The 26,694-nt window shown below is 56.9% G+C and carries 26 protein-coding genes; 14 read left to right on the top strand and 12 right to left on the bottom strand.

Annotated elements, in window-relative coordinates:
- Nucleotides 1-36: 36 nt before the first annotated feature.
- Together wecB and cysK are read right to left on the bottom strand one after the other, a co-directional pair.
- A complete protein-coding gene (gene wecB, locus HNQ59_RS14810) occupies nucleotides 37-1,149 on the bottom strand; it encodes a non-hydrolyzing UDP-N-acetylglucosamine 2-epimerase (protein WP_343074289.1) in 1,113 nt (370 codons plus the stop codon).
- Nucleotides 1,150-1,899: 750 nt separating this feature from the next.
- Entirely contained in the window at nucleotides 1,900-2,835 is a 936-nt protein-coding gene (gene cysK / locus HNQ59_RS14805; RefSeq protein WP_184041071.1) for a cysteine synthase A, read from the bottom strand.
- A gap of 368 nt (nucleotides 2,836-3,203) precedes the next feature.
- On the opposite strand from cysK, the gene HNQ59_RS14800 reads away from it, so the two are divergent.
- Both HNQ59_RS14800 and HNQ59_RS14795 read left to right on the top strand, forming a co-directional pair.
- The gene (locus tag HNQ59_RS14800) at nucleotides 3,204-4,100 is read left to right on the top strand and encodes an ATP-grasp domain-containing protein (protein ID WP_343074288.1); all 897 of its coding nucleotides are present in this window, start codon (nucleotides 3,204-3,206) and stop codon (nucleotides 4,098-4,100) included.
- Nucleotides 4,100-4,939 (top strand): DMT family transporter, encoded by an 840-nt coding sequence (locus tag HNQ59_RS14795; RefSeq protein WP_184041068.1) that lies wholly within the window; start codon nucleotides 4,100-4,102, stop codon nucleotides 4,937-4,939. Before HNQ59_RS14800 ends, HNQ59_RS14795 begins: the two co-directional genes overlap by 1 nt.
- 172 nt (nucleotides 4,940-5,111) lie before the next feature.
- On the opposite strand, the gene HNQ59_RS14790 is transcribed toward HNQ59_RS14795, so the two are convergent.
- A complete protein-coding gene (locus tag HNQ59_RS14790) occupies nucleotides 5,112-5,588 on the bottom strand; it encodes a WbuC family cupin fold metalloprotein (protein WP_184041064.1) in 477 nt (158 codons plus the stop codon).
- 425 nt (nucleotides 5,589-6,013) lie between these two features.
- On the opposite strand from HNQ59_RS14790, the gene HNQ59_RS14785 reads away from it, so the two are divergent.
- The 5 genes from HNQ59_RS14785 to HNQ59_RS14765 all read left to right on the top strand — a co-directional run bounded on the left by HNQ59_RS14785 (nucleotide 6,014) and on the right by HNQ59_RS14765 (nucleotide 11,498).
- The gene (locus tag HNQ59_RS14785) at nucleotides 6,014-7,105 is read left to right on the top strand and encodes a hypothetical protein (RefSeq protein ID WP_184041061.1); all 1,092 of its coding nucleotides are present in this window, start codon (nucleotides 6,014-6,016) and stop codon (nucleotides 7,103-7,105) included.
- A 121-nt stretch (nucleotides 7,106-7,226) separates the two neighbouring features.
- A complete protein-coding gene (locus tag HNQ59_RS14780; RefSeq protein ID WP_184041058.1) occupies nucleotides 7,227-8,171 on the top strand; it encodes an SMP-30/gluconolactonase/LRE family protein in 945 nt (314 codons plus the stop codon).
- Between the two features lie 162 nt (nucleotides 8,172-8,333).
- Entirely contained in the window at nucleotides 8,334-9,056 is a 723-nt protein-coding gene (locus HNQ59_RS14775) for a substrate-binding periplasmic protein (RefSeq protein WP_184041055.1), read from the top strand.
- 131 nt (nucleotides 9,057-9,187) lie between these two features.
- Entirely contained in the window at nucleotides 9,188-10,615 is a 1,428-nt protein-coding gene (pyk, locus tag HNQ59_RS14770) for a pyruvate kinase (protein WP_184041052.1), read from the top strand.
- 262 nt (nucleotides 10,616-10,877) lie between these two features.
- On the top strand, nucleotides 10,878-11,498 hold the full coding sequence (locus tag HNQ59_RS14765; RefSeq protein ID WP_184041049.1) for a hypothetical protein: 621 nt from the start codon (nucleotides 10,878-10,880) through the stop codon (nucleotides 11,496-11,498).
- A 62-nt stretch (nucleotides 11,499-11,560) separates the two neighbouring features.
- On the opposite strand, the gene lpcA is transcribed toward HNQ59_RS14765, so the two are convergent.
- The 4 genes from lpcA to apaG all read right to left on the bottom strand — a co-directional run bounded on the left by lpcA (nucleotide 11,561) and on the right by apaG (nucleotide 15,610).
- The gene (gene lpcA, locus HNQ59_RS14760) at nucleotides 11,561-12,139 is read right to left on the bottom strand and encodes a D-sedoheptulose 7-phosphate isomerase (RefSeq protein ID WP_184041108.1); all 579 of its coding nucleotides are present in this window, start codon (nucleotides 12,137-12,139) and stop codon (nucleotides 11,561-11,563) included.
- Nucleotides 12,140-12,498: 359 nt separating this feature from the next.
- Complete coding sequence (locus HNQ59_RS14755; RefSeq protein ID WP_184041046.1) at nucleotides 12,499-14,289, bottom strand: ABCB family ABC transporter ATP-binding protein/permease; 1,791 nt, start codon at nucleotides 14,287-14,289, stop codon at nucleotides 12,499-12,501.
- Between the two features lie 372 nt (nucleotides 14,290-14,661).
- Nucleotides 14,662-15,141 carry a DUF1353 domain-containing protein gene (locus HNQ59_RS14750; protein WP_184041043.1) on the bottom strand — a complete coding sequence of 160 codons (480 nt, stop codon included), beginning with the start codon at nucleotides 15,139-15,141 and terminating at the stop codon, nucleotides 14,662-14,664.
- A gap of 85 nt (nucleotides 15,142-15,226) precedes the next feature.
- On the bottom strand, nucleotides 15,227-15,610 hold the full coding sequence (gene apaG / locus HNQ59_RS14745) for a Co2+/Mg2+ efflux protein ApaG (protein WP_184041040.1): 384 nt from the start codon (nucleotides 15,608-15,610) through the stop codon (nucleotides 15,227-15,229).
- A gap of 205 nt (nucleotides 15,611-15,815) precedes the next feature.
- On the opposite strand from apaG, the gene rpe reads away from it, so the two are divergent.
- The 5 genes from rpe to trpE all read left to right on the top strand — a co-directional run bounded on the left by rpe (nucleotide 15,816) and on the right by trpE (nucleotide 20,409).
- Entirely contained in the window at nucleotides 15,816-16,499 is a 684-nt protein-coding gene (rpe, locus tag HNQ59_RS14740) for a ribulose-phosphate 3-epimerase (protein ID WP_184041037.1), read from the top strand.
- A 5-nt stretch (nucleotides 16,500-16,504) separates the two neighbouring features.
- A complete protein-coding gene (locus HNQ59_RS14735) occupies nucleotides 16,505-17,257 on the top strand; it encodes an SDR family NAD(P)-dependent oxidoreductase (protein WP_184041034.1) in 753 nt (250 codons plus the stop codon).
- The gene (locus HNQ59_RS14730; protein ID WP_184041032.1) at nucleotides 17,254-18,132 is read left to right on the top strand and encodes a GNAT family N-acetyltransferase; all 879 of its coding nucleotides are present in this window, start codon (nucleotides 17,254-17,256) and stop codon (nucleotides 18,130-18,132) included. The genes HNQ59_RS14735 and HNQ59_RS14730 overlap by 4 nt, the downstream gene beginning before the upstream one ends.
- Nucleotides 18,129-18,815, top strand: a complete 687-nt coding sequence (locus tag HNQ59_RS14725; protein ID WP_184041030.1) for a phosphoglycolate phosphatase — start codon at nucleotides 18,129-18,131, stop codon at nucleotides 18,813-18,815. Before HNQ59_RS14730 ends, HNQ59_RS14725 begins: the two co-directional genes overlap by 4 nt.
- A 127-nt stretch (nucleotides 18,816-18,942) precedes the next feature.
- Nucleotides 18,943-20,409, top strand: coding sequence for an anthranilate synthase component I (gene trpE, locus HNQ59_RS14720; protein ID WP_184041028.1), 1,467 nt, complete (start codon nucleotides 18,943-18,945; stop codon nucleotides 20,407-20,409).
- A gap of 186 nt (nucleotides 20,410-20,595) precedes the next feature.
- Here the strand turns inward: trpE and HNQ59_RS14715 are convergent, their stop codons facing one another.
- The 5 genes from HNQ59_RS14715 to HNQ59_RS14695 form a co-directional block, all read right to left on the bottom strand.
- The gene (locus HNQ59_RS14715) at nucleotides 20,596-20,970 is read right to left on the bottom strand and encodes a T6SS amidase immunity protein Tai4 family protein (RefSeq protein WP_184041026.1); all 375 of its coding nucleotides are present in this window, start codon (nucleotides 20,968-20,970) and stop codon (nucleotides 20,596-20,598) included.
- Nucleotides 20,955-21,440: a type VI secretion system amidase effector protein Tae4 gene (locus HNQ59_RS14710; RefSeq protein ID WP_184041024.1), complete on the bottom strand. Its 486-nt coding sequence runs from the start codon at nucleotides 21,438-21,440 to the stop codon at nucleotides 20,955-20,957. Before HNQ59_RS14710 ends, HNQ59_RS14715 begins: the two co-directional genes overlap by 16 nt.
- Before the next feature lie 451 nt (nucleotides 21,441-21,891).
- Nucleotides 21,892-22,716 carry a mechanosensitive ion channel family protein gene (locus HNQ59_RS14705; RefSeq protein WP_184041022.1) on the bottom strand — a complete coding sequence of 275 codons (825 nt, stop codon included), beginning with the start codon at nucleotides 22,714-22,716 and terminating at the stop codon, nucleotides 21,892-21,894.
- Nucleotides 22,717-22,808: 92 nt separating this feature from the next.
- Nucleotides 22,809-23,939, bottom strand: coding sequence for a YbdK family carboxylate-amine ligase (locus tag HNQ59_RS14700; RefSeq protein WP_184041020.1), 1,131 nt, complete (start codon nucleotides 23,937-23,939; stop codon nucleotides 22,809-22,811).
- 18 nt (nucleotides 23,940-23,957) lie between these two features.
- Nucleotides 23,958-25,166 carry a cation:proton antiporter gene (locus HNQ59_RS14695; protein WP_184041017.1) on the bottom strand — a complete coding sequence of 403 codons (1,209 nt, stop codon included), beginning with the start codon at nucleotides 25,164-25,166 and terminating at the stop codon, nucleotides 23,958-23,960.
- Between the two features lie 393 nt (nucleotides 25,167-25,559).
- On the opposite strand from HNQ59_RS14695, the gene HNQ59_RS14690 reads away from it, so the two are divergent.
- Entirely contained in the window at nucleotides 25,560-26,084 is a 525-nt protein-coding gene (locus HNQ59_RS14690; protein WP_221320259.1) for a DUF2799 domain-containing protein, read from the top strand.
- Between the two features lie 115 nt (nucleotides 26,085-26,199).
- Nucleotides 26,200-26,685 (top strand): YajQ family cyclic di-GMP-binding protein, encoded by a 486-nt coding sequence (locus HNQ59_RS14685; RefSeq protein WP_184041011.1) that lies wholly within the window; start codon nucleotides 26,200-26,202, stop codon nucleotides 26,683-26,685.
- Nucleotides 26,686-26,694: the final 9 nt, after the last annotated feature.

Genomic DNA, 26,694 nt, shown 5'->3' with positions numbered 1-26,694 from the left:
CGGCTGCCCAGGGCCTCTGCGGGCAGTGGCATCTCGTCAGGCACACTGCTTGAAATGGTCGTGCAAGGTCTGCACGATACGTTCCGATGCCCGGCCATCGCCATAGGGGGAAATGCCACGGGCCATCTGGCGGTAGGCCGCGCTGTCATTGAGCAGGCGTTGCGTGTATTCAACGATATTGCGGCAATTAGACCCCACCAGCTTGACCACACCTTGCTCGACTGCTTCGGGGCGCTCTGTTTCATCGCGCAGTACCAGCACTGGTTTGCCCAGGGCAGGCGCTTCCTCCTGTACGCCGCCGGAATCGGTCAGGATCAGATACGCTCTTTTCATGGCGGCGATGAATGGGGCGTAATCCAGCGGCTCACACAGCAAGAAATTAGATAGACCGCCAAGGTATTCATATGCGACGTTCTTGATATTAGGGTTTGGATGAACTGGATATAGGAATTGCACATTCGGATTGTTCTTTGCCAGTATCTGAAGTGCCTGGCAAATATTGCGAAATGGCGCCCCGAAGTTTTCACGACGATGAGAGGTGACCAAAATCAGTCTTTTGCCAGGGTCAATTTCGACACCCAGTGTCAATTCCTTTTGGGTGGCCATCAATAAAGCATCGATCACCGTATTACCAGTAACGGTTATCTCATCGTCAGGAATACCTTCACGCAGCAGATTCTGCCGCGATCCTTCTGTGGGTGCAAAGTGCCATTTGGCAAGATTGCCCGCAATTACCCGATTGGCCTCTTCAGGGAATGGGTTTTGCATGTCCCAGGTACGCAGGCCGGCTTCCACATGACCAACGGGTATCTTGTGGTAGAAACAAGCCAAGGCAACGGTCATGACCGTGGTCGTATCTCCTTGTACCAATACCGCATCAGGCTTCTCGGCTTGAAATATTTCATCCAGATTCAGCAATAACCGAGCTGTCAGCGTGGTCAGTGACTGATTGGGTTGCATGATATTGAGGTCGATGTCGGGCTCGATGCCAAAGAACTGGTTGACTTGATCCAACAGATGCCGATGTTGAGCAGTGGCCAGGACACGGACATTGGCCCATTGCTCGCCTTTCAGTCGTTCGATGACAGGTGCCATCTTGATTGCTTCAGGCCGGGTGCCGACAACACAGAGAATGGTCTTGGGATTCACGTTACTTCCAATGCGAGCTAGTCAAGTCTTTGATTCAAAGCAATGAATGATCTGCACTTGACTGGATCTGATTTCCATGAAACAGATTGCCCAAGTCAGATCAGGCTTTTAATAACATGTTCATTGATAGAGATAAGTAACTCCTGCCATTTGCTGATCTGGAAAAACATAAACAGATCATTTGAAAGCCAATTCAATCGCCAGCTGCATGGATATTGCCAAGCGTCTTTCAATTGACATTCATGTGGTGGAATACACTGTGTTGTGACTACTCATTCCCTATTGGTAATAGGTGAGAGGTTTGACGACGATTTTGTCCATCTATTTGATGGTGGAACCGTATTTTTATTGGATGACGTTATCATGAATAATTAAATATGGGAAGTCCGATGAATATTGATTCGTGTCGGGTTGCCACGGGAAAGCAACGCTAGAATCAATCTGCATGCGGTTTTCGAGGTGAGTTGATTGAATTGACTGTGCTGAAAATCAACTGCGATCGGGATCGGTTGGCCCTGTTTTGTTGCCTGAATCAAAACAGGCTTTGGAACGGGATGAGTGCCATGCCCGTCAGTCTGGCCGAGGGTGTGGGTGGCAGAGGAGGGAGGAGGCCGACCGGATGAACATGAACCCACCTTGGGCTGGCCGTCGCGTCAAATCACTCGTCTGGCTCACCAGAAACGGCGCACTTTGCGCTTGGGGCCAAGCCCAGATCAGGTCAAGGTGGGTTGTGAGGTGGGTGTGTGGTGTCTAGTCCGCAAGGTTGGCAAACAGGGCGGTCGATAGGTAGCGCTCTCCGAACGACGGGATCACGACAACAATCAATTTACCTGCATTGTCTGGGCGCTGTGCGACCTGTAAGGCAGACCAGACCGCTGCGCCAGAGCTGATGCCGACCAGGAGACCTTCTTCACTGGCCATCCGCCTCGCGATGTCAAAGGCGTCTTCATTCTTGACTCGCACGACTTCGTCATAGATGTGGGTGTTCAATACGCCGGGTACAAAGCCCGCGCCAATACCCTGAATCGGGTGAGGGCCTTTAGGGCCGCCTGACAAGACCGGGCTGGCATCGGGCTCGACAGCAATGCATTGCATGCCTGGTTTGCGTTCTTTCAGTACCTCACCCACCCCGGTGATGGTGCCGCCGGTGCCAACACCAGCCACCACAATGTCTACTTGGCCATCGGTGTCCCGCCAGATTTCCTCTGCCGTGGTGGCGCGATGAATGGCCGGGTTGGCTGGGTTGTTGAATTGTTGCGGCATGAAATAGGTCGCAGGGTCGCTGGCCGCGATTTCCTCTGCTTTACGGATGGCGCCACCCATGCCATCTGGTCCCGGTGTCAACACCAGCTCTGCCCCATAGGCGCGCAGCAGCATGCGGCGCTCCTTCGACATGGTTTCCGGCATGGTCAGAATGCAGCGGTAACCGCGCGCCGCGCAGACCATGGCCAGGGCAATGCCGGTGTTGCCGCTGGTCGGCTCGACAATCACCGTACCGGGTTTGATCAGACCTGCTGCTTCGGCGGCATCGATCATGGCGGCACCGATACGGTCTTTGACACTGTGTCCGGGGTTGAAGAATTCCAGCTTGGCGGCGATGGTTGCATGGCAGCCTGCGGTGATCCGGTTGAGCTTGACCAACGGGGTGTTGCCGATCAGCTCAGTGACATTGTTTGCAATACGCATGGAGAGGGTCCTGTAAGTGGGTATCCAACCTGCCAAATGTAGTCGTTTTTTGGGTGTTTGATAATCGATCTCATAGAATGATTTGTTATGTTTATATGTGGAAAGACGTGCTGCATGCTGCTGGTATCGACCGGTGATGCGACTGGGTATCAGCCGCTCTGGGTGCACTCTGGGCAAGTTTGATATGTGTCGGCGGATGCCTTGCATGCAAGCTTTGCCTTGTCAGTGATAGGCGCGCGCAGTGTAATGGTTTGTCGGGCATCGGAGCCGAAGGTGTTGATTTTGCCCACGCCAACTGCCGCTCGCCATTTTGGTCAACAGCTTCTAAGATGGGTGGTTTCGACCTGATTCACCTGCGCTGGATGACCATGCCTAAACTTGATGTAGCCATTTTGACCGACAGCCGGTTCACCTCACCGATTTCCGACAATCCCTATAACTGCCAGATTTTTCTGGAGGAAGCCTGGGTGGCCCACTACCTGCGCGAGCTGGGCCTGACTGTGGCACGGGTGCCGTGGGACGAGCCTGGCTATGATTGGACACAAGTGCGGGCAGCGGTGTTCCGCAGCACATGGGACTACTTCGACCGCTTCGCGGAATTCGAGCCCTGGCTGAATACCGTCGCGAATCAGACGCTACTGGTCAATCGCTTCGACCTGATCACCTGGAACATGGATAAACATTATCTGCGGGATCTGGCTGAGCAGGATGTGGATATCGTGCCGACCAAGTTTGTCGAAAAAGGGGAGTCCATCAACCTGCTCGACGCCTTGCGTGGTTTCATGTGGCAAGAAGCCGTGATCAAACCGGCTGTATCTGGCGCGGCGCGGTTGACATACCGTGTCAATACCACCAATGCCATAGCGTATCAGTCGATACTGGATGAGTGCCTGAAAAACGAAGCGATGATGATCCAGCCCTTCATGGCTTCTGTGCTCGAACAGGGCGAGGTGTCATTGATGGTGTTCGATGGCAAGGTTACTCATGCCATCCGCAAAACGCCCAAGGCGGGTGATTTCAGGGTGCAGGATGATCATGGCGGGGTGGTTCACCCTTATTTTCCAAGCCCTGCCGAAATCGAATTCGCGGAACGCGCAGTGGCCGCCTGCCCGGCCATGCCAAATTATGCGCGGGTGGATGTGGTTCAGCACCATGGCAAATTGCGCATCATGGAGCTGGAACTGTTGGAGCCCGAGCTGTTCTTCCGTTTTTGCCCGCCAGCGGCGGCAAGGTTGGCGGCATCCATTCAGCAAGTGCTGCGCTGATGTCGCTGAGCCTGTCGCTGTGGGTGCTGTTTGGTGCCATGCTGCATGCGGCTTGGAATACCCTGATCAAAGGTGGGCAAGATAAGCTGCTCGACACCTTGCTGGTGGCGGTAGGGGCCATGTTGCTGGCCCTGCCAGGGCTATGGTTGTTGCCACCACCACTACCGGCTGCCTGGCCGTATCTGGTGGGTTCCATCGCCATCCATGTTCTGTATTTCTACTTGATCATCCACGCCTATCGGTATGGTGATCTGAGCGTGGTCTACCCGCTGATGAGAGGGGGCGCTCCGTTGCTGACCAGCCTGGTCGCGGTGCTGTTGTTGGGCGAGCATGTCTCGACAACGGGTTTGCTCGGCATCAGCTTGCTGTGTGGTGGCATTGCGTTGTTGGCTGTCGGGCAATGGCGGCACGGGGCTGATCGGCGGGCCGTCTGGTTTGGTTTGGCGAATGCAGTAGTCATAGTGTGCTACACCTTGTTTGATGGCCTGGGGGCGCGTCAGGCCGGGCATGCTGCGAGTTATACGGCATGGCTGTTTGCTTTCAATGCATTGCCCTTGCTGGCGATCGGGGTCTGGTTGCGGCGCGCTACACTGCTGGGGCAGCTGCGCCAGGGGTATCGGCGCATGCTGATCGGTGGTGGGTGTTCCGTGGGTGCCTATGGGATTGCATTGTGGGCCATGACCCAGGCGCCCATTGCCTTGGTGGCTGCCTTGCGCGAGTCATCTGTGCTGTTTGCAGCCTTGTTTGGTGCTGTTTGGCTCAAAGAGCGATTGAGTATCTGGCGCGCGGCGGCGGCAATGGCGGTCTTCAGTGGGGCTTGGATGATTCGCCAGGGCTGATCAGGCTGGCCTTGTGGCCCGATGTGCGGACGTGGCTTGATCGCCATTTCAGAATCAAGCCAGTGGTCAGCCCCTTTTGCCACTGGCACCTGGTATGACGGTAAGGCATCACCCAGTAGGGGGCTGAAATCAAACCAGTGCAGGCGAATCGCAAGACGGCTGTGCCGTTTGCTCAGCTGAAGAAAGACCGCATGTAGGCAAGATAGGCTGGTGCTTCAGGCGTGTTCTCCAGTGGCGCCCAGCTGGCGCGTTCTGCCTCGGCAGGGGGGGTGTAAGGGCCGCCCTTTGCTTCAAAGAACAACGAGCCCGCTTCCAGCGAAACCAAGCTGTGGAAGGTGCCGGGTGGCAGGTTGACTGCGACGGTATCCCCGCCTGCCTGTAAGACCACATGTTGAGTGACCTGTCCCGCTGTATCGAAGATCAGCACGCCGACCCGCCCACGCAGAATGATGATCGATTCCTCTTTGTTTGGGCTTTGGTGGCAATGGGGCGGAATGTAGGAGCCCGGCTCAATGGCAATCATCAGTCGGTGACAGGCGTCATCACTGTGTTGGTGAAAGTTCTGGTTCAAGCGCTGACGAGGGGCATTGGCAGCCTGAGTGCTCAGCTGACTCATCGTGTCTTGGTTGATGAAGAAGACAGGGCTCATGGTCGTATGAGGTATGTGGCAAAGCGCATCACTTTAGCGCAGCAGTGGGGGAATGCCCAGCAGTGTGTCGAAATGAGCAAAAAAAAGCGCGAAGTTGGATGCTTCGCGCTGCAATCTACAAAGGAGAAATAGAGGAGAAACTATCAAGAACTAAAGCTGTGCTTGATGATTAGAATTATCTAATATTTTAATCTGCCTGTCAAAAAATTGTTGCTCTGCACCATGCCATGGCAGGCCTGTACGGCTGGCTTCGACGGATGGCCGCCCCGTCGGTATAATCATTGGTTTTTCGAATGCACAAGGTGGTCAGTTGTCACGCGCCGCCCAGTCCAGTGAGTGCCGTGCAGCGCCCCGATCTACTGCGTTGCAATGTAACGTTTTGACAGACCTTCGGCCCATGTGGCTGACGTAAGACAGGAAGTGCCATGTATTTGCCTGATCCCCGACGATTTCCCCGTGTTGACCCCAGTAATCCTTTCATCCGTCAGGTGATGCGGGTGCTGACCGCCACTGATGGCGCGGAGCGGAGTGCAGCCGTCCAGGCGTTGCAAGCCGAACTCCGTGAGGTGCTGGCCAGTGATGATGATATGCAACTCCAGGCCGCTTTACGGGATGCCCCCAGCCAGGAGGCCTATAAATACTTATGGAGTGAGCTGCGCGAGGTTTTGGAGCAGCCGATCGAAAGCAGGCAGCGTGTGGTGCCTTTCGCTATTCCAGTATTGCTGGTTGCGGCGGCGAGCAAAGGCCAGCAGCAGGTGGTGCCGGTGTTGAAGGACATGGCGCCGATCATCGAACTATTGCAATCACATCAGGTCCTGGCTGATACCGGCGAGCTGAGTCTCGCATCCAAAATGGTGGATCTGGGTACACTGCAGAGCTGGCAACCTGCCCAACAATGGCGTTGGCTGACCCATCTACAGGATGCTGCCAGGGGTTTGCCGGTGGCATGGGATGAGGCACCCTTCGTGGCCTCGAAAGAGGCGGTGCAGCTGCGGTTCATGATCGGCACTATCATGCACCATGCTGATGAGCCTATGCCAGTCAGAATGACTGCAGATGCAACCAAGTGGGGCATGCCACTGGCCCAGTTGATCAGTGATCAACTCAAGCAGGATGGTCTGTCCCTGTTGGCCATTCCACGGGGGCCGCAGCCCCTGCTGCAAGCGGCGCACAGTGGCCGATTTGCGCGTCTGGAGGCTGGCTTGCAGCTGTTTGCCAGCGCCATGATCCGCCAGTTCCGGCAGGCGGGTGAAACGCCGGTGGCGGTGATTGCGGCCCATGAAGGCAACGAGCTGCGCATCACCTTGTCAGCCAAGGAAAACTCGGAACGTTGGGAGGGTTATGTCTGGCCCTTGCATCCCTTGGATTCAGTTGAATTGATACACGATAACGCGGTAGCGTTGTTTCAGGAGTGCAGGGTTGATGATATCCGTGTGCTGCACGAGGTCCAGGCGGACATGCAAGACGGCCTGCCGTTGTTCTTGAAAGCCTATAACACCACGCCCAGCGGCAGTTGATGATATGGGCAATCAGGTGTGCCGGCCTGCCCCACGCCGGTCGGAAAGGAACGATGCAGGCTGATCGCAGTGGGCGAGCCGCCTGTCGCGTTCAGCAAGGACCCCTATTCACGGAGCACCCATGAAAAGATTATTCACCTTCTGTTTTGCCTTGCTGGCCACATTGACTGCGTGGGCTGGTGATGAGGTGGCGTTGCCAGCGGGGGTGCGGCCAGCAGGCCTGGCCGCAGGGCGTGACGGCAGTCTGTATGTTGCGAGTGCGGCACAAGGTCATCTCTTCCGAGTGGCACCGGGTGCCGGCAAGAGTGAGTTGTTTGTCACCGCCAGCGCCTTGGGGGCCAACGGTAGCTTGGGGGTCGGGGTGGATGACCGGGCTCAGCTGCTCTGGGTGTGTACTCTGACTGGTACGCTGGAAAAGCCGCTTGCCTCCGCCCTGAAGGCCGTGGAATTGCCAGAGGGACGGGTTCGCGGCAGCTATGACCTCCCTGCCGGCTCGGTATGCAATGATTTGACCATTGGGCGGGATGGCACCGTCTATCTGACCGACTCCGCGCAATCCATGCTGCTACGCCTGCGAAAAGGGGAGGATCGGATCAGTGTCTGGTTGAAGGACGATCGCTTCACTACTGATGGATCGGGTGTCGGGATGATCACCGATGGCCGGGGAGCCAATGGCATCACTGTGGATGGCATGGGTGCCATCATGGTGATGGTATCCGGCCCCGGTCGCCTGTTTCGCGTGCCGGTGCGATGGGATGGCTCGGCTGGCGTGCCGGTGGAGGTCAAGCTGAGCCGCACATTGATCCAGGCCGATGGCCTGAGGCTGTGGACGAAGCGCCGCCTGCTGGTGGTGGAGGCGGATGGCGGGCTGGCCCGTATCGACTGGGTGGGTGAAACCGGCAAGGTGCAGACCATGGCGGAGAGCCTGGGTCGCCCGACCGCAGTGATCGTGCGGGGTGGTAAGGCCATTGTGGCTCATGTCCGTACCACTGCGTCTGATGGCGCAAACCCATCCACCACGGTGGAGCAGGCGGGTATCTCCATGGTCGAATTACCGAAGATGTGACGCCGCACGCCAGGTAGTATTGATCGTCCGCAGGGTTTAATCCACACTGAAAGAGGGCGGGTGACGCGGGTGTCTGCACCAGTGATGGGTGTGGCGGTCGATGGTGCCGGTGGGCTTTCCGAAGCTGTTCAATGGTGAATGGTTCGATGGATCGGACATGGAATGATACGAATTCTATTGTGGTGGCTGTCGGTGGGCGTGACAGCGGCATGGGCCGCACCGCCGTTGGTCGGGTTTGGCCTCAACAAACCACCCTATGTATTCGAGCAGGCACAAACCGGCCTGGAGGTGGAGATCATCAGCGCCGCTTTCAAGGCAGCGGGGATCGAGATCAAAATGCACTTTGCACCCCAGAGCCGCCTGCACGCTCAGTTGTCCGCCGGGCAGATCGACGCGATTGTCACGACCTTGGAGCAAAGCGGCGTCAGCGCCTATTACTCAGATAGCTACCTGAGTTATCAAAACTATGCGATATCACTGACCAGCAACAAATTGGATATCCGGTCGCAAGACGACCTGTCCCGCTATTCCGTGACGGCCTTCCAGCGCGCCTCACAGATCCTTGGCGATCGCTTTCATGCCGCCATCCTCAAGTCCCCTGGCTACACTGAGCAGGCGCAACAGCGCACCCGTAATCTGTTGTTGTATCTGGGGCGCGTGGATGTGGTCGTAGGAGATAAGCGTATTTTCAACTATTTCAGCCGCGATATCGCTGATCAGGTGGATACCTCACAAGCGGTGACCTTCCACGACATCTTTCCACCCACGCACTACAAAGTCGGCTTCAAAAACCAAGCCTTACGGGATGCATTCAATCGAGGTCTGGCTACCATCAGGCAGGATGGCACCTACGCCCGCATCGAAAAACGCTATGAGGAGTATTGATCTGGGCCTGGCTGTTTGCCATCCCATGGGGTTTATACTGATATGATGTAGCAAACTTACAAATATAATGAGTGCCTGGCAGGATAATCAGAAATAAAACTACGCCACCAAGAGCGAAAGGAGCTCAGTTCATGCAACGTAGCACAAAAATCGTCGCCACCCTTGGCCCAGCATCCAATGATCAGGCCATTTTGGAGCGATTGATCGCAGCGGGTGTGAATGTCGTTCGTTTGAATTTCTCGCATGGTGCAGCACAAGACCACATCAACCGTGCGGCAGTCGTCCGTGACGTCGCTGCCAAATTGGGTGTGCCTGTTGCCATCATGGTCGATCTGCAAGGCCCGAAGATCCGGGTTGGCAAATTCGAAAAATCCAAGATCACCCTCAATAACGGGGATCGATTCACACTGGATGCCAATTGTGAATTGGGCACGCAGGAGCGTGTCGGCCTGGACTACAAAGAGTTACCCAGTGATGTTGGCCCTGGCAACATGCTGTTGCTGGATGATGGCCGACTGGTGTTGGAAGTGCTGAGCGTCAATGGCCCGGAGATCCACACCGTGGTTCGGGTGGGCGGCGTGTTGTCCAACAACAAAGGCATCAATCGGCAAGGGGGTGGGTTGTCCGCCCCAGCCTTGACAGCCAAGGATATGGAAGACATTAAGGTGGCTGCGCAGCTGGAGGCGGACTACGTTGCAGTGTCCTTCCCCAAGAGCGGAGCCGATATGTATATGGCCCGCACCTTGTTGAAAGCGGCAGGCGGCAAAGGCTTGCTGTTGGCCAAGGTGGAGCGTGCCGAGGCGATTGTCAATCTGGAAGAGGTCATCGAAGCCTCTGATGGCATCATGGTGGCGCGGGGTGATCTGGCGGTGGAAGTCGGGGATGCCGCTGTCCCAGCCTTGCAAAAGCGCATGATCCGGCTGGCGCGTGACAAGAACAAGCTGACGATCACAGCGACTCAGATGATGGAGTCCATGATCACCAGCCCGGTTCCCACCCGTGCGGAGGTATCCGATGTCGCCAATGCTGTTCTGGATGGAACGGATGCAGTGATGCTGTCAGCTGAGACCGCAGCAGGCAAATATCCGGTCGAGACTGTCGAGGCGATGGCGCGGGTCTGCTTGGAAGCCGAAAAGTCTTCTGATTACGTGCTGGATCGTGATTTCCTGCAGCGTGAATTCACCCGGGTCGATCAATCCATTGCCATGGCAACACTGTTCACGGCCAGCCATCTGAAGGTCAAAGCGATTGCCGCATTGACGCAGACAGGCTCGACTGCGTTGTGGATGTCCCGCTTGAACTGCGGTGCGCCAATCTATGCGTTGACGCCGGAGCTGACCGCATATCGCCGTATGGCATTGTTCCGAGATGTGTTCCCGACTCATATGCCTTATCACGCCAAGCATAGTGATGAGTTGATTCAGGAAGCCGAGCTGGAGCTATTGCGGCAAGGGCTGGTGATGCCTGGTGATCTGGTAGTGATGACGGTGGGCGATATCGTCGGTCAGGTCGGGCATACCAACACCATGAAGATCATCAAGATCGGCGAGCGTCGCTGATCGCAAGTTTCATGCCATCTCCTTGTGGGGGCGCCAGGCCGGGGCGTGGGATGGTGTGATCGGCCGACGTGAGGTACGCCGGGCATTTGCCCGGCGTGTCCAAACGTTCATTGTTTCGCCCAGCTGATCTGCCAGGCAGCCTTTCCTACTTGTCACCTCATCCCATTTCTTGATGTTTCGCAATTCATAATTTACTTACTTCGTATTAATATGCGTCCCCCCGGTTGTCTTGCCGGGTCAGTATGAACAGGGATGTCAAAAAATGAAAAAAGCAGTATTGGTTGTATCCGTTGCAGCAGCATTGGTTTCTGTGTCCGTGTGGGCAGATGAAACGAATGCCGGGCGTTCAGTATTTGGTGTGGTGAATACTGGGCTGACCTATGGTGGGGACACGTTGGGCTATCTGGAATACACAGATGGTAAGCGTAGCGATCTCAAAGGGGGGGGCTTGCTTCAATTGGGGGGTGGCTTGGTGATCCGCCCGGTTGGCGCGCCTTATTCCTTGATGACGACAATCAACTATCACGTCAATAATGTCGCCGCCAGCAACGGCGATGCCACATTCAGCCGTATGCCGCTGGAGCTGCTGGGCTATTACCATATCGATTCCAACTGGCGTATTGGCGGTGGTGTGCGCCGTGTGCTGTCACCCAAGGTGAAGATGGAGCTGGATGGGCGGAATCTGGACGTGGATTACAACGATACCACTGGCCTGGTGCTGGAAGTTGGCTATGGCGTGGAACGCCTCTGGGCTGGTTTGCGCTACGTGCATGAGCAGTATGAGGCGAAATCGGTCAGCCGTTATAACCAATCTGTCACAGTGCAGAATGCACCGAAACAGGACGGCTCGCACATCGGTCTGATGGGTTATTTCATGTTCTGATCGGCAATGCCATCTGCAGACGACAGGCCACGTAGAGTGGCCTGTTTGTCTTCAGGGGCCGCTCAGTAACCCATACCTTGTTCGACCAGGCCGATCAGCAGGTGGATCACCTTGATGTGGATCTCCTGAATACGGTCGGCGTAGCCAAAATGGGGAACGATGATTTCCACGTCAGCCAAGCCCTTCATTTTGCCGCCATCCTTGCCGGATAGCACGATCACCTTCATCTCACGCTGGCGGGCAGCTTCGATGGCCAGCAGCACATTCTTGGAATGGCCACTGGTCGAGATCGCGAGCAGCACATCGCCTGGCTGGCCGACGGCCTCGATATAGCGCGAGAAGACCTGATCAAAACCATAGTCGTTACCGACGCACGTCAAATGTGCCGGGTCGGAGATGGCCAGTGCTGCCAGGGCAGGCCGATCATTGCGGTAGCGGCCAGACAGCTCCTCTGCAAAATGCATGGCGTCGCAATGCGAGCCACCATTGCCGCAGGATATGACCTTGTGGCGGGATTGGAACTGGCTGACCAGCAGCTGGGCGGCATCATCGATTGCCTTGATCTGCACCGGGTCGGCCAGGAAGCGGGCCAACAGCTCCGCTGCTTCGTTCAATTGTTTCAGAATCTCTTGTTGATACATGCGATAGGCGGCTGGACGTGTCGCAAGCCGTGCAAGTCGTTGGGGAGCAGGCATTGTACCCCATCTCACGTCCGCTCGAACCCAAAAGCAGGTCAGCGCGTGCCATGAAAACAGGTAGTGCGCGCACTGTGGTCAAGCTGCTTTGACCGGCTGCCGGGCTTGGCTGTATCAATGGTTCGTCCATGATCAATGTCGCGGCGATTCGTCGGTGTAGATGATTGATAGAATGGTCATTTCATAGCCATGCCACCATCAGCCGCGCGGCCATGAAAGGAGAGCAAGATGCGAGTGCTGGAGGGCATTTGGGTGCCGCTGATCACCCCGTTTCAGCAAGGGCAGTGGATCTGCATCAGCCAGCGCTACACCTCTTCACTTTCCTCTTGTTGTTGCAGGGCCCACATTTGTGCGTAATGGCCATTTTTTGCCAGCAGCTCGCGGTGTGTGCCTCGTTCGATGATGCGGCCATGGTCCATGACGATGATCTGGTCTGCTTCCGCGATGGTGGACAGGCGATGTGCGATGACCAGGGTGGTTCGGTTCTTGGCGATGGCTTTCAGCTCGGCCTGGATGGCTTTTTCGGTGCGGGAGTCCAGGGCCGAGGTGGCTTCATCGAAAATAAGGATGGGTGGGTTCTTGAGCACCGTGCGGGCGATGGCGACCCGTTGTTTTTCACCCCCAGACAACTTCAGGCCACGCTCGCCCACCATCGTGTCATAGCCATCTGGTAGAGTGCTGATGAAATCGTGGATATGCGCAGAACGGGCCGCCTCGATGATGTCGTCACGGCTGGCATCGGGCCGGCCATAGGCGATGTTGTAATAGATGGTGTCGTTGAACAACACCGTATCCTGCGGCACGATGCCGATATGGTTGCGCAAGCTGGCTTGGGTGAAATCGCGTAAATCCTGGCCATTGATGGTGACGCACCCTGCGTTGACATCATAAAAACGGAACAGGAGGCGTGACAGGGTCGATTTGCCGGCGCCAGAGCTGCCGACGACCGCCACTGTCTTGCCGGCGGGAATCTCAAAGCTGACCGCGTGCAGAATCTGCCGATTTGGCTCATAGCTGAAATCGACCTGCTCGAATCGGATGGCGGCAGCCTGTGTCTGCAAGCCCTTTGCGGTGGGGCGGTCTTCTACCTCAGTCTGTTCATTCATCAGTGCGAACATTTTTTCCATGTCGGCCAGCGAGTGCTTGATCTCTCGATAGACAAAGCCCAGGAAATGCAGTGGCGAATACAGCTGGATCAGGAAGGCATTCACCAATACCAGGTCACCCAGGGTCATGCTGCCCTGCACCACGCCATGAGCAGCCAGCGCCATCAGGATGGTCACGCCGACCGCGATGATGGCGCTTTGGCCTGCATTGAGGGCGGCTAGCGAGACTTGGTTGCGGATCGCGGCGCTTTCCCAGCGTGACAATGCCTCGTCATAGCGGCCAGCCTCCCATTGCTCGTTTCCGAAATACTTGACCGTCTCATAATTGAGCAGGCTGTCGATGGCCTTGGTGTTGGCTTTTGAGTCCATGTCGTTCATGGTACGGCGAAACACCATGCGCCATTCCGTGATAAAGAGCGTAAAGCTGATGTAGGTGACAATGGTGCCCAAGGTGGTGATCGTGAACCAGATATCGTATTTGGCCAATAGAATGGCCGTGACAAAGGCGATCTCGATCAGCGTCGGTAAGATGTTGAACAAGGTGAAATTCAACAAAAACGAGATGCCACGCGTGCCACGCTCGATATCCCGGCTCATGCCGCCGGTTTGGCGGGATAAGTGAAAGCGTAGGCTCAGCCGATGCAGGTGTTGGAACACCTTCAGCGCAATGGCACGGATTGCACCTTGCGTCACCTTGGCGAATACCGCGTCACGCAGCTCGCCAAAGGCGCTGGATGCAAGCCTTAGCATGCCATAGCCGACAATCAGCACGATCGGTAGGGTAATCAGGGCTTGCTTGGTATCCAGATGGTCCACCACGGCTTTCAGCAACAACGGAACGCTGACCGTGGCTACCTTGGCCAGGATCAGGCAGGACAGCGCGATGATGACCCGATATTTATATTGCCAGAGGTAGGGCAGCAAGGTCTGCAGTGTCTGCCAGTCATTGGAGCGGGTGTTGGTGGTCGCGGCAGTATGGGTGCTTTGCATGGATTCGGGGCTTTCGGCTGGAAAGGGCAATGGCCTTATAGATTAGGCGCAGTTGAAGCGATTTCATAGCCTGCCGTGGATCATGGCTGCACGCGACTGCGGTGACAGCTGGCTTGCCGTATCATATGCCGGCGTTGGCGTTGGCGTTGGCGTTGGCGTTGGCGTTGGCCGTATTCAATCCATCAGGGTTCGAGCCCTGTGGGCATGGGTGCAACAGGGCAGAAGCAGGAGAAAGTCATGATCTGGTTGTTGCTGGAGGCGGGTATTGCTCTAGGCTTGGCGATTTTCATCGTCTGGTGGACGTTGCCGAAAAAGCCCAAAGGGAAATGATGGAAAACAGGGCAGGGCACTTGTGCCTTGCCCGGTGCCTGATCAATGGGTCATGGCTTGGTTCAGCCCGTAGCGTTGCAGGATCTGTGCGTCGCTGAGTCCTTCTGCAATCAACGCAGCATAGATCTCGCGGAGCACGGACTTATCCTCTGGGTCGTTGGCCCACACCGCACCCCCTGCCGCCTTCACGGCCATGGTCATGATCCGACGCTTGGTAGACCCGACGCCGTTACGCCGGAACAGGTCGTCCAGAATATCATCGGCCTGCTCCCGCGAGATGACTTGGGTGCCGATGTGATGGGTGTAGTACAGCCAGTCGTGCACCAGGGCGGGGGCCATCACGTCGGGGTGGAATGGATCATAGGTGATCTGCCACGCCAACGCGGGCACCGATGCGCCGTCATAATGGAAGTGGCGGGGGATGGTGACCGGCCCCGCCGATGTGTCAATCTGGTAGTCGGTCAGCAATTTGTAATGCTCAGCCTCTGGCCAGGGGCTGAGTTGGGGTTGAGCTGATAGCATGGGGCCTCCTTGCATCTACGGTGGGTTGACACGGTTTCCCGGCCTGTACCTGCCCCAGCTCAACGATTGGAATGGAGCGCGGGGCTCAGTGCAGAGTGCGGGGAATGGACAGCACAAATTGCGGAACATCCGCCTCAAACGGAATCCCGTCCTCCGCGACCATCTGGTAGCTGCCTCGCATGGTGCCGACAGGCGTGTTCAGCGATACACCACTGGTGTATTCAAACTGTTGCCCGGGTTTGATGACGGGCTGCTCCCCGATCACGCCCAGGCCACGAACCTCCTGCACCGCGCCGGTGGCATCGGTGATGTGCCAGTAACGGCTGATCAATTTGGCGGGCACCTCGCCGGTGTTGGTCATACGGACTCGGTAGGCGAATACATACTGCTCGGCGGCCTCGTCGGATTGCTCCTCCAGATAGGTCGATTCGGCAGTGACTTCGATTTGATATTTGATGGGTTCACTCATAATAGCCCATTGCACAACAAAATGGCGCCAAGAGCAAGAGGGTGCGGGCCTCGGACGAGATCGACTGCATCCTGGGCAATGGCCTTGGCCCACGTCCAGCTGCTTGGTCTGTGGCCATCCGCTATCCAGTCCTGCATCTTCATCCGGTTGGGGCGGGGGAATGGGTTAAAATACCGCCTTTCTGTGACTTGTGGACGCCCCTTCCATGCGCAACTTCCGTATCGCTCCCTCCATCCTGTCTGCCAATTTTGCCAAGCTGGGCGAAGAAGTCCGGGCGGTCATCGATGCTGGTGCTGACATCATCCATTTCGATGTGATGGACAATCACTATGTCCCCAATCTGACCATCGGCCCGATGGTGTGCGAGGCCATTCGGCCCATCACGCAGGCCCCTATTGATGTGCATCTGATGGTCAAGCCGGTGGATACGTTGGCAGCCATGTTTGCCAAGGCCGGGGCGGATATCATCACCTTCCACCCCGAGGCTTCCGAGCACATTGACCGCACCCTGGGCGTGATCAAAGAGGCGGGCTGCAAGGCCGGGTTGGTATTCAACCCCGCGACCCCGCTGCATTACATGGATTACGTGATGGACAAACTCGACATGGTATTGTTGATGTCAGTCAACCCAGGGTTTGGTGGGCAGAAATTTATTCCAGGCACGCTCGACAAATTACGTGAAGCCCGCCGCCGCATCGATGAATACACTGCGCGCACGGGGCGTGAGATCTGGCTGGAAATCGATGGCGGGGTCAAGATCGATAACATCGCTGAGATTGCAGCCGCTGGTGCCGATACCTTCGTCGCTGGGTCAGCCATCTATAACACGCCCGACTACAAAGCGACCATTGATGCCATGCGCGCCGAACTTGCCAAGGTGAAGGAGTAAGCACGGTGTATTGCTATGTGATCACTGGTGCATCACGCGGGTTGGGCTTGGCGTTGGCCCAGCAGCTGGCCGATGAGGGCCATCATCTGGTGTGCCTGGCCCGCCATGAATCGGCTGGGTTGCAGGCTTTGGCCGGGCGAGCCGCCAGCTATCGCTTCATCGCGCAAGATCTGGCGGACACTTCAGCGGTGAGCCAGTTGGCTGATGAGCTGTTCGGCACCCTGGCGGCGATGCATTGGCACGGGCTGTATCTGATCAACAATGCGGGCATGTTGGCACCCATCGCCAAGGCCGGCCATTATGATGATGCCGGGCTGCAGACGGCCATGGCGGTCAATCTGCTGGCCCCGATGCAGCTGACCAATGCGCTGCTGCGCCATGCTGGGCATCTGGCCATCGATAAACGGGTGATGAACATATCGTCCGGCGCGGCGCGCAAGCCCTATCAAGGCTGGAGCGCCTATTGCACAGCCAAGGCCGGGCTGGATCATTACACCCGCTGTGTCGGTGTCGAGCAGGCCGAGCTGGCAACCGGTACCCGGATCGTATCGATTGCACCGGGTGTGATCGATACCGACATGCAAGGCGCGATTCGAGCGGCCAGCGTGGCGCAGTTCCCGCTGGTCGAGCAGTTCAAGCAATATCAGGCGGCGGGGGCGCTGGCGGCAGCCGGGGTGGTTGCGCACCAGCTGCTGCAGGTCTTGCATGGGGATCGGTTTGGGTTTGGCGATACACTCGACATACGGGACTTCGCATGAGTGATCCGCTTGAAATCCGGCATCCCCAGCAGCGTGATGCCAGCCATCTCAGACAATTCATCGAGACCTATCCGGCCAGTGGGTTTGATGTCGCCACGGCCTGGCGGGTGCTGACGGATGTGGCGCAATCGAATCAGGACGCCATCGAGGTGCATCTGCAAGGACGTCTGTCTGCAGTGTTCACCGTGGTGCCCACGGGCTTTGGAACCTCCATAGCCGATCTGCTGGCATGGAACGGCCACGCCCTGACTGCTGAGGATATCGTGCGCGTGCTACGGGCGTTGGCCGAGCAAGCCCACCGACAGGGCAGCCAGGCGGTGGAGATCGGTGTCGAGCCCTGGTTGGCCGGGGCTGAAACCGTGCTGAACGAGGTCGGTTTTGAATGGCAATACACCATGTATGGCATGAGCCGGCCAGCCGCTTTGCCAGCAGCGGTGTTCGCACCACCTTCGCCGCTGATCTGGCGCCGCTGTCGGGAGGAAGACATCGTGGCGTACCATCGCATGCTGCAGCGGACATTCGTGGTGCCCGGCGTGGTCATTCCGCCCCTGGAATCGACAGCAGAATACCAACGCAAACACCCAAGCTGGGTGCTGGCCGATCAGGATCGGCTGGCAGGCTTTGTCAATGTCAAGGTCTACGAGCAGGATGGCAAGCGGGTTGGCGAAGTGGCCTCAATAGGCCGTGACCCTGACTTTCAAGGCCATCATCTCGGGGAAGTATTGATGAGCAAGGCGTTGAGTGAGCTGCAACAGCAGCCGCTCGATGAGATCTGTCTGGTGGTGGCAGCCATCAACAAGCGAGCGTTGGGCTTGTATCAGCGGTTTGATTTCGCCATCACCGATCAGACGGAATTCTATCGGAAGGCCCTATGACACTACCACGCATTCAAGTCGTCGCACTCGATCTCGATGGCACCTTGCTCGACACCCTCACCGACCTGGCCGGCGCAGCCAACGCCATGCGGCAACAGCTGGGCCTGCCCCCCTTGCCGCTGGAGCGAGTGAAGACCTATGTCGGGGATGGCATGGCCAGCCTGGTCAAGCGGACATTGACTGATCAACGTGATGGTGAGCCCACGCCCGGTTTGTTCGAGCAGGGGCTGGAGGGCTTCAAGCGATGTTACGACCAGTTACTGCATGACGCCACCCGCGCCTACCCAGATGTCGAAGCGGGCCTGCAACAGATGCAGGCGGCAGGTTTGCGGCTGGCCTGTATCACCAACAAGCCCAAGCGCTTTACTGAGCCCTTGCTGGCCTCGACCGGGCTGGCGCCATTTTTCGAGCTGATCCTGTCCGGCGACAGCCTGGCCGAGAAGAAGCCCCACCCTATGCCGCTGCTGCATGCCTGTGAGTTTTTCAAGGTGCAGCCAGCACACATGGCCATGATCGGTGACTCCATCAACGACATCCTGGCAGCGAAACAGGCTGGCTGTCTCAGCATCGCCGTGCCTTATGGCTACCGCCATGCCGGCCCGGTCGAGGCGCTGGGAGCTGATCACGTGGTGGCAGGGCTTGTCGAGGCTGCCGATTTATTGTTGAATATGGGCTCTCATTGAATTTCACACCCAATACGCTCTGATCATGATTTTTCTGCCTGACCGTTTGATCCAGCATTGGCGATGGCGCCGCTAGCCCCTCCGCACCGCCACCCCTACATCATCGAACTGTATTTGCAGGAATATCATGACTGAACAAGAATTCAGCGCGCTGGCTGCGCGTGGCTACAACCGTATTCCCGTCACCCTTGAGCTGCTGGCTGATGTCGATACCCCGCTCTCGGTATACCTGAAACTGGCCAACCGCCCGTACTCATATCTGTTGGAGTCCGTCGTCGGCGGCGAGCGCTTCGGACGCTATTCCTTCATCGGGCTGCCCGCCAAGAAGCGCATCCGCGTGGTGGGGCGCGAAGTGACCGTCGAGACCGACGAGGGCATCGTCGAGCGCTTTGAAGGTGATCCACTGGCCTTCATCGAGCGTTACCAGGCCCAATTCAATGCCGCTCCAACTGTTGGCCTGCCGCGCTTCTGCGGTGGCCTGGTTGGGTATTTCGGCTATGAAACCATCCGCTATATCGAGCGTAAGCTGGCCGACGTGCAAAAGCCTGACCCGATCGGCGCACCGGATATCCTGTTGCTGCAGAGCGAGGAGCTGGTGGTGGTGGACAACCTCTCCAGCAAGCTCTACCTGATCGTCTACGCCGATCCGGCGCAACCCAACGCCTATGCTCAGGCCATGACCCAGCTGCAAGCCTTGCGTATGCAGCTACGCAGGCCAGTGTCGATTCCGTTTCAGCACGCCATCGAAAAGACCTCGGCGGTGTCCGAATGGGGCCAGGACAATTTCAAACAGGCTGTCGAGCGGGCCAAACAGTACATCTTTGATGGCGACATCATGCAGGTGGTGTTGGCGCAACGCATGCAGATGCCCTTCAGCGCCAACCCCATCTCGCTCTACCGCGCCCTGCGCACCATCAACCCCAGTCCTTACATGTTCTACTACGACTTTGGGGATTTCCACGTGGTGGGCGCATCACCCGAGATCCTGGTGCGGCGCGAGCAGGATAGCATTACCGTGCGCCCCATTGCCGGTACCCGCCCACGCGGCAAGACCCGCGAGCAGGACATGGCCTTGGCAGAAGAGCTGCTCAATGACCCCAAAGAGATTGCCGAGCACGTCATGCTGATGGACCTGGGCCGCAATGATGCTGGGCGCGTGGCGCAGACCGGCTCGGTCAAGGTCACCGACCACATGGTCATCGAGCGATACTCACATGTGATGCATATCGTATCGAGCGTCGAGGCCAAGCTGAAACCGCAAGTCGGCAATATGGACATCCTGCGCGCCACCTTCCCCGCAGGAACCGTGTCTGGCGCACCGAAAGTGCGTGCCATGGAAATCATCGATGAAATGGAACCGACCAAGCGCGGCATCTACTCTGGCGCGGTCGGCTACCTGGGGCTGAATGGCGACATGGACGTGGCCATTGCCCTGCGTACCGCTGTCATCAAGAATAAGATGCTGTTTGTGCAAGCCGGCGCGGGCATCGTCGCTGACTCGGTGCCGGAAAGCGAATGGCAGGAAACCCAGAACAAAGCCCGTGCTGTGATCCGTGCCGCTGAGATGGTGCAATCCGGACTGGATGGCGAGTGATGTGGTGCAATACGGCGGGCTCGCCGCTGTCCTGCAGTTAAGGCGCTCTCATTCGACCAAGGCACCCAGATCAACCATGCCGCAGGGGTGTGGTTGATCTGTTGTCTCACTCATGTGGTGAAAGCCTGTGCCTGAGCATTGATCAGGCGAGTTTTGTCTGCTTTGGCCGCCTGCTACACAAGCAGCCTATCTCTTATTGGCATATCTGCGCGCAAGCTGATCCAGCTCTTTGCTGTGATAAAAGTCAATGCACTTCATCAGAACCAACTGAGCACCGCTTTGGCTCTGGTATTGCTTGGCTAGAAACCGCCGCCCTAGCACGGCTGCCTCGTTATAGGCGTCGATATCAAGACTGCCTAATTCCTTGTAGCCATTTGCGCCAGCAACCGCATCATCGACTACATCCTTGGACTGATAGCCATCCGCAATGCAGGCGCTGAGCGCATAGTTTTTCAGGTATTGGATCGGGGTGTAGTGTTTTCTTTCTACCGCATTGCCATGACAAACTGACACAACCAGCGCCAGGCTGCAGCAGAATAGCCCTGCTATTTTAGTAGCCATATCGAAGCCTCTGACGCCACCGGGAAATGACAATGGTCGGAGCAGATACTGCCATCCCATAATGTGGCATGGCCTGTTGCGTCACTCCACTGCACCCCGAAGACGAGTATGCCCATCATTCCAGAAAAGTCACTTGGCTGTGGGTTTTTGACCGTTTTGTCTGGTTGGTCAAAGGTTTGGTTCAGAAATTTAATCAGATCTGAAACTCGATATATGTATTGTTTCTTATCACCGCCAGAGACCGTTTTCCATGGGCCACGAGGGATACCGACGCCACTCTTATTCAAGCTGTAGCTCATACGGATGGCGCAAGCATTGGTAAAGCCAGCCTTCGGATCTTTTGCACCCAATTCAATATTCTCTTGGACTTTTCCTCCAATTTTCATACCGACGCTTAATATGTTTCCATTGCCGTATATTGAAATGAAGTGCTGCCACATTGTCTGAAATGAAGGCTTGGGGTGGGGCATTTGTCTTTCCTGTATGAATGCAGATGTGCTATATGGCGTCAGTGTCTGAATGCGGTGGATCGCTGCTGATCGGTGCAACAGCCCTTGTAAAGACCGCCTATTAGTCAACTGACTCATGTGATGAAAGATCGCTGTTGCATGCAGCAGCCTAAATTATCCATAGTTACACGTCATTAACAACTACATGCGGTATGTCGGACGTGGCTGTCAATGGTGGTTCAATCCTTTGTCTCAATGCCACTCGATGTCTGACCTCTCCGATTCCTGTCGCACCTGCAAGTAGTGCGGCAACCGCTCATCAAAGCGAGTGCTATCCAGCCATCCGGATTTGTTTTCATTGCCATGCATACGATCCCCTGTCAGCAAGAGCCGGCACGTTCTCTGGATGGGCCACTACCCAGGCAATGGCCCATTGTGATGGGAAAGCTGGCTTGACCTGGCTTACATCCGCTCAAGCCTGATTGTGCAGTAGCACTACCTGTGATGGTATCGGCGCGGGCAGGTCGGCTGTCATCGGGGCTTCCTTCAGCATTTTGTTGGTGTCGAAATACACCTGCCAATAGTGGTCGTTATGGCAATAGGGGCGCACGGCCAGCACGGGGCCGACCAGGTTGAATTCCAGGATCTCGACATCTGGCAAAGGGTCTTTCAGTACGTTCGGGATCTTGGCCAGCTCTTGTTTGAAGAGTGCAATGGCGGCGGCGTGGTCGGCATTGCCGGCCAGTTGGCATTTCAGATCGACCCGGCGGTAGGGGTTGTGGCTGAAGTTCTGGATGGTGTCACCAAATACCTTGTTGTTGCCGACAATGGTCATGACGTTGTCCGGTGTGTTGATGGCGGTGGAGAACAGGCCGATCTCTTTGATGGTGCCGGTGACGCCAGCCACGGTGACAAAGTCGCCCACCTTGAATGGGCGGAGTGCGATCAGGAAGGCGCCTGCGGCAAAATTGGCCAGCAGCCCCGACCAGGCCATGCCGATGGCGACGCCGGCTGCGGCGATCAGTGCGGCGAAGGTGGTGGTCTGGATGCCGAAGTAACCCAGGATGCCGATGATCAGAATGATGTTCAGCGTGACCGTGACCATATTGCCGATGTAGCGCAGCATGGTCGGGTCTACTTTTTGGCGCTCCAGCGAGCTGGACAGCAGGCGGGTGGCCAAGCCGATCAGCCAACGGCCAATAATCCAGAAGGCAATGGCGACCAGGATTTTGACGCCGAATTCGGTGACATACTGCTCGATCAGACTGCGCCAATGATTGAGGTTCAGATCTTGCATGGCTGGCTCCGTGGTGAGGGTCGGTATGATGTCCATTCACTATGGATGCCACGTTGCCAATAGGCAAGGCTGTCAAATGGCGGTGACTGACTCTAGAGTACCCAGTCCTCATTGGCTTCCCGCCATTGCTGGCATTGTTGCTGTACCACGGCAGACAGCATGCGATGTTGATGATACTGGTCACGAACCCAGTCAGCGTCGGTTTTCATGCGCATCGCCCTGACCCGCAGGTAGCCGAGTGCATCTTGTGTGCCCAGGCGGGCGGCGGTCTCCACCAGCATGTCGAATGTCGCAAACAGATCTTGGCGTAGCTCAGGCTGGGCGCCGGTGGTGGCATCGGATAAGGTGCCTGCGAGACCGAAACGACAAGCCTGGAAGCGGTTATAGGCATAGGTCAGATATAGATCAGGGTGGGGTTGCAGCTCCGGTCGGGTTAGGAAGTAGGCGGCCAGCGTGCGTGCATAAGCGGCCAGGGCGACGGCGGTTTCCAGCTGCAGTGGGGTGTCGCAGACGCGGATCTCGACCGTGCCATACTCGGGTTTGGGGCGGATGTCCCAATAGAAATCCTTCATGCTGGCCACGATGCCATAGCTGGTCATCTTGTCGAAATAGGCCTGGAAGGCCGCCCAGGAGTCGAGCATCGGCATGAAACCCGACAGCGGAAAGGCGTTGACGCTGGTCAGGCGTGATGATTGGAATGAGGTATCGACGCCTTGATGAAAAGGTGAAGAGGCCGACAATGCGATGAAATGCGGGACGTAGCGCCCCAGCAGCAGTGTCAGTCGGACAGCGGCATCGCCATCGGGCACGCCGATGTGGATGTGTTGCCCATAGACGGTGAATTGCTTGGCCAGATAACCATACAGCTCTGACACCAGCCGGTAGCGTTCCTTGGGGTAGATGCGTTGATCCCCCCAGTGCTGGAAAGGATGGGAGCCGCCACCGGCAATGCCCAGGTTGAGCTTGTCGGCGCAATTCAGCATCAGGCAACGGATCTGGCGCAGCTCCTGCAGCATCTCGTGGTGATTGCGGTGGATGGCGCTGCCCACCTCGATCATGCTCTCGGTGATTTCTGGCTTGATGTCGAAGGTGTGCTTCTTACGGTCGATCAGCGTCAATAAATCCGATGCGCCACGGGTCAGGTTGAAATCGCGCCGGTTGACGAGCTGCAGTTCCAGCTCGACGCCAAAGGTCAACGGTTCGGATGGGGTGAATTGCAGCATTGCATCGCTCCGTTTCAATCAGGATTTGGCTTCGCCGCTGGCTTTGAGTACCAGTCGTAATACCAATGGGCCGGTCAGCTCCAATAAAGCAAGCACCGTGATCATCAAGGCCGACAGTGCAGCGCCCAGGTCGGGGTAGGGCACCGAAACATGCAGCGCCAGCAAAGTGGCCACCCCGGACATCGGGAACAGGCTAACCCCCAGCCACATGCCTTTCTTCCAGCTGATACCGTTGAACCAGGCCAGCAGCCCGGTGGTAGAGGTCATGGCCAGTGTGCGGAGTGCGATGAAGCCGAGCGCACCTGATGCGAAATCCGGCAGATAGCGCAAGGAGATCTGTGCGCCGGTGTACACGAACAGGATGGTGCACAGCATGGCATTGATCGGCGCCAGCTCGTCCTCACGAATGGCCCAGATCGCCAACGTGCTGCGTGTGCTGGCCCCCATCACCAGCAAGGCCATCAGCGAAGACAGCCCCAGCGTGCTGCCCAGGCCGACGACCAGCGCAATCGCGGCGATGATCAGCGTGCTTTGTTGCATGCTGGATTCGATCTTCAATACGGCAGGCAGGGTCAACAGGCGGGCTGCCAGCCCACCCAGCAGGCAGCCGCCAAGAATACGATAGCTTGAGTTCAACATGGCGGTGTACCAGACCGGCTGGTGCTGGATGTAATGCGCGCTGAGGCACACGGCAAATAAAAGGATTGCCAGCACATTACCCAGCACAGTCAGGTGTAGCATCCGCTCGGTCAGCTGGCCTTCGGACTTCAGCTCGCGCACCAGCAACAAGGCAACGGCAGGGGAGCTGGTGATGCCAATGGAGGCAGCCATACCGGCGGGCAAGGTCGCCATGCCAAACCCGGTCAACCCCAGAAACAAAGCCGTGAAGGTCAGCGCCGACACCGATAGCCCGGTGACCAATAACCAGCGCTCGCGTAGCAGCCAGCGTACGTCGATGCGCCTACCCAGCTCGAATAGCACCAGACCCAGCGCGATATCAATGATGAAGCGGAATTCTGACAGCGCGGATTGGGTCAGCAGATTGAGCCCTGAGGGGCCGATCACCAGCCCTGAGATCAGGCACCCTGTAATGAATGGCACGCGCAGCAGACGTCTGCACAGCGATGCCCCCAGCACGCCGGCGGCCAACAGTAGCCCTAGTACCAGCAGGGTCACCACATCCCCGGTCGGCTTTGCGGGAAGCCAAGAGAACAGCTGATCAGGCATGATGCTCCTTTTGATGTGAAGGCTGGCTTGCCAGGCGATCCGGCTGCCGTTGGGGTGATGATCGGCCAACTTGTCTCAGCTTGATCCGGCCCATGGGCTGGATCGGGCCTGTCCATTCCAGCGGTGTTGAAAAGCGCCAGACCGCCCGCGTGTGGCGGCCAATCTATCCTGTGGTGGCGTGTGGCTGCCGGTGGTGTCTGCGCAGGTTGGGCTCCAAGCCACCGGGCCTTGGGTAATTGAAACGATTACAAACTGGATTGGTGCGCGCTGCCGTAGAAATAGTTCCCCTGTTACAATGCTGCAAATGCCCGGCTGGCGGGCGATTGCAGCCATCGACATGTTTCAGCGTGTCTGTTAACCACCGATTCAGGTGATCCATATACACTTCAGCTTATGCAAACATTTCCTTCCTCCTTGTGTCTGGTACTGGCTGCCCTGATGTTGGGCGGCTGCGCATCCATGTCAGAAAACGAATGTCGTCGCGCCGATTGGTATGATCGCGGTGTGCGTGACGGCGCATATGGTTATGAATCCGATCGTGTGGCAGCCCATGCCGAGGCTTGCAGCAAAGTCGGCGTCGTTCCTGATCGCAAAGCCTACTTCGATGGTCGTGAACAAGGCTTGAAACGCTATTGCACGGAGTCCAATGGCTTTGATGCTGGGCGTTATGGCCAGAATTACGGCGGTGTCTGCGTGGGCCGGGGCGAGGCAGATTTTCAGCGCGGCTATCAACGCGGGCGGCAACTGGCCCAGTTGGAGGCAGACCGTAAGCGGCTGATCGAAGAAATCGAACAGCTGGAAAAACAATGGAAACAAACCACCCGCGAATCAGAGCGCAACTTGATCCGCCAGCGCATTTTGTTGCGTGAAGATGAGCGCATGCGGCTCGACCGTGAAATCCGCTATGACGGTCGCTAGAGACTGTTGACGCAATTTCGTGGCTTATGTGTGTCGCTGGAACTTGGCGACCAGGTGACCGCTAAGCCTGAGAATCAAGTAAAATCCCCTGCTTTGGAACAAGCAGGGTTTCTCCATGCCATCATTTGATATCGTCTCTGAAGTCAACGAAGTTGAAGTCCGGAATGCGGTCGATCAGACCAATAAGGAGGTCAGCACGCGTTTCGACTTCAAAGGTAGCGATGCTCGGGTCGAGCAGGCCGAGAAGGTCTTGACCGTGTTTGCGGACAATGACTTTCAGCTGGATCAGGTCAAGGATATTCTGAGGACCAAATTGGCCAAACGCACGGTGGATGTCCGTTGTCTGGACGAAGGCAAGGTCGAGAAGGTCAGTGGCAACAAGGTCAAGCAGGCCATCACCGTCAAGGTAGGGGTCGAAACCGAGTTGGCAAAACGAATCGTCAAATTGATCAAAGACAGCAAATTGAAGGTGCAGGCGTCCATCCAGGGCGATGCAGTGCGCGTGTCCGGTGCCAAGCGGGATATCTTGCAAGATACGATCGCGTTGGTACGCAAGGATGTGACTGATTTTCCGCTGCAGTATCAGAATTTCCGCGACTGAGGTGAGTCT

The organism is Chitinivorax tropicus (genome assembly GCF_014202905.1).
Classification (GTDB): domain Bacteria; phylum Pseudomonadota; class Gammaproteobacteria; order Burkholderiales; family SCOH01; genus Chitinivorax; species Chitinivorax tropicus.
This window is presented reverse-complemented; position numbering and strand designations above follow the sequence as displayed.

Bases quoted from the DNA above. Each gene is read 5' to 3' on its own strand.
- HNQ59_RS14685 (WP_184041011.1), top strand. From the start codon at position 26,200: ATGCCATCATTTGATATCGTCTCTGAAGTCAACGAAGTTGAAGTCCGG.
- trpE (WP_184041028.1), top strand. From the start codon at position 18,943: ATGACTGAACAAGAATTCAGCGCGCTGGCTGCGCGTGGCTACAACCGT.
- HNQ59_RS14750 (WP_184041043.1), bottom strand. From the start codon at position 15,141: ATGCTATCAGCTCAACCCCAACTCAGCCCCTGGCCAGAGGCTGAGCAT.
- HNQ59_RS14790 (WP_184041064.1), bottom strand. From the start codon at position 5,588: ATGAGCCCTGTCTTCTTCATCAACCAAGACACGATGAGTCAGCTGAGC.
- HNQ59_RS14755 (WP_184041046.1), bottom strand. From the start codon at position 14,289: ATGCAAAGCACCCATACTGCCGCGACCACCAACACCCGCTCCAATGAC.
- HNQ59_RS14765 (WP_184041049.1), top strand. From the start codon at position 10,878: ATGAAAAAAGCAGTATTGGTTGTATCCGTTGCAGCAGCATTGGTTTCT.
- HNQ59_RS14715 (WP_184041026.1), bottom strand. From the start codon at position 20,970: ATGGCTACTAAAATAGCAGGGCTATTCTGCTGCAGCCTGGCGCTGGTT.
- apaG (WP_184041040.1), bottom strand. From the start codon at position 15,610: ATGAGTGAACCCATCAAATATCAAATCGAAGTCACTGCCGAATCGACC.
- HNQ59_RS14690 (WP_221320259.1), top strand. From the start codon at position 25,560: ATGCAAACATTTCCTTCCTCCTTGTGTCTGGTACTGGCTGCCCTGATG.
- HNQ59_RS14795 (WP_184041068.1), top strand. From the start codon at position 4,100: ATGTCGCTGAGCCTGTCGCTGTGGGTGCTGTTTGGTGCCATGCTGCAT.
- HNQ59_RS14700 (WP_184041020.1), bottom strand. From the start codon at position 23,939: ATGCTGCAATTCACCCCATCCGAACCGTTGACCTTTGGCGTCGAGCTG.
- HNQ59_RS14780 (WP_184041058.1), top strand. From the start codon at position 7,227: ATGAAAAGATTATTCACCTTCTGTTTTGCCTTGCTGGCCACATTGACT.
- HNQ59_RS14730 (WP_184041032.1), top strand. From the start codon at position 17,254: ATGAGTGATCCGCTTGAAATCCGGCATCCCCAGCAGCGTGATGCCAGC.
- HNQ59_RS14710 (WP_184041024.1), bottom strand. From the start codon at position 21,440: ATGCCCCACCCCAAGCCTTCATTTCAGACAATGTGGCAGCACTTCATT.
- HNQ59_RS14695 (WP_184041017.1), bottom strand. From the start codon at position 25,166: ATGCCTGATCAGCTGTTCTCTTGGCTTCCCGCAAAGCCGACCGGGGAT.
- pyk (WP_184041052.1), top strand. From the start codon at position 9,188: ATGCAACGTAGCACAAAAATCGTCGCCACCCTTGGCCCAGCATCCAAT.
- cysK (WP_184041071.1), bottom strand. From the start codon at position 2,835: ATGCGTATTGCAAACAATGTCACTGAGCTGATCGGCAACACCCCGTTG.
- rpe (WP_184041037.1), top strand. From the start codon at position 15,816: ATGCGCAACTTCCGTATCGCTCCCTCCATCCTGTCTGCCAATTTTGCC.
- HNQ59_RS14775 (WP_184041055.1), top strand. From the start codon at position 8,334: ATGATACGAATTCTATTGTGGTGGCTGTCGGTGGGCGTGACAGCGGCA.
- HNQ59_RS14800 (WP_343074288.1), top strand. From the start codon at position 3,204: ATGCCTAAACTTGATGTAGCCATTTTGACCGACAGCCGGTTCACCTCA.
- HNQ59_RS14705 (WP_184041022.1), bottom strand. From the start codon at position 22,716: ATGCAAGATCTGAACCTCAATCATTGGCGCAGTCTGATCGAGCAGTAT.
- lpcA (WP_184041108.1), bottom strand. From the start codon at position 12,139: ATGTATCAACAAGAGATTCTGAAACAATTGAACGAAGCAGCGGAGCTG.
- HNQ59_RS14785 (WP_184041061.1), top strand. From the start codon at position 6,014: ATGTATTTGCCTGATCCCCGACGATTTCCCCGTGTTGACCCCAGTAAT.
- HNQ59_RS14725 (WP_184041030.1), top strand. From the start codon at position 18,129: ATGACACTACCACGCATTCAAGTCGTCGCACTCGATCTCGATGGCACC.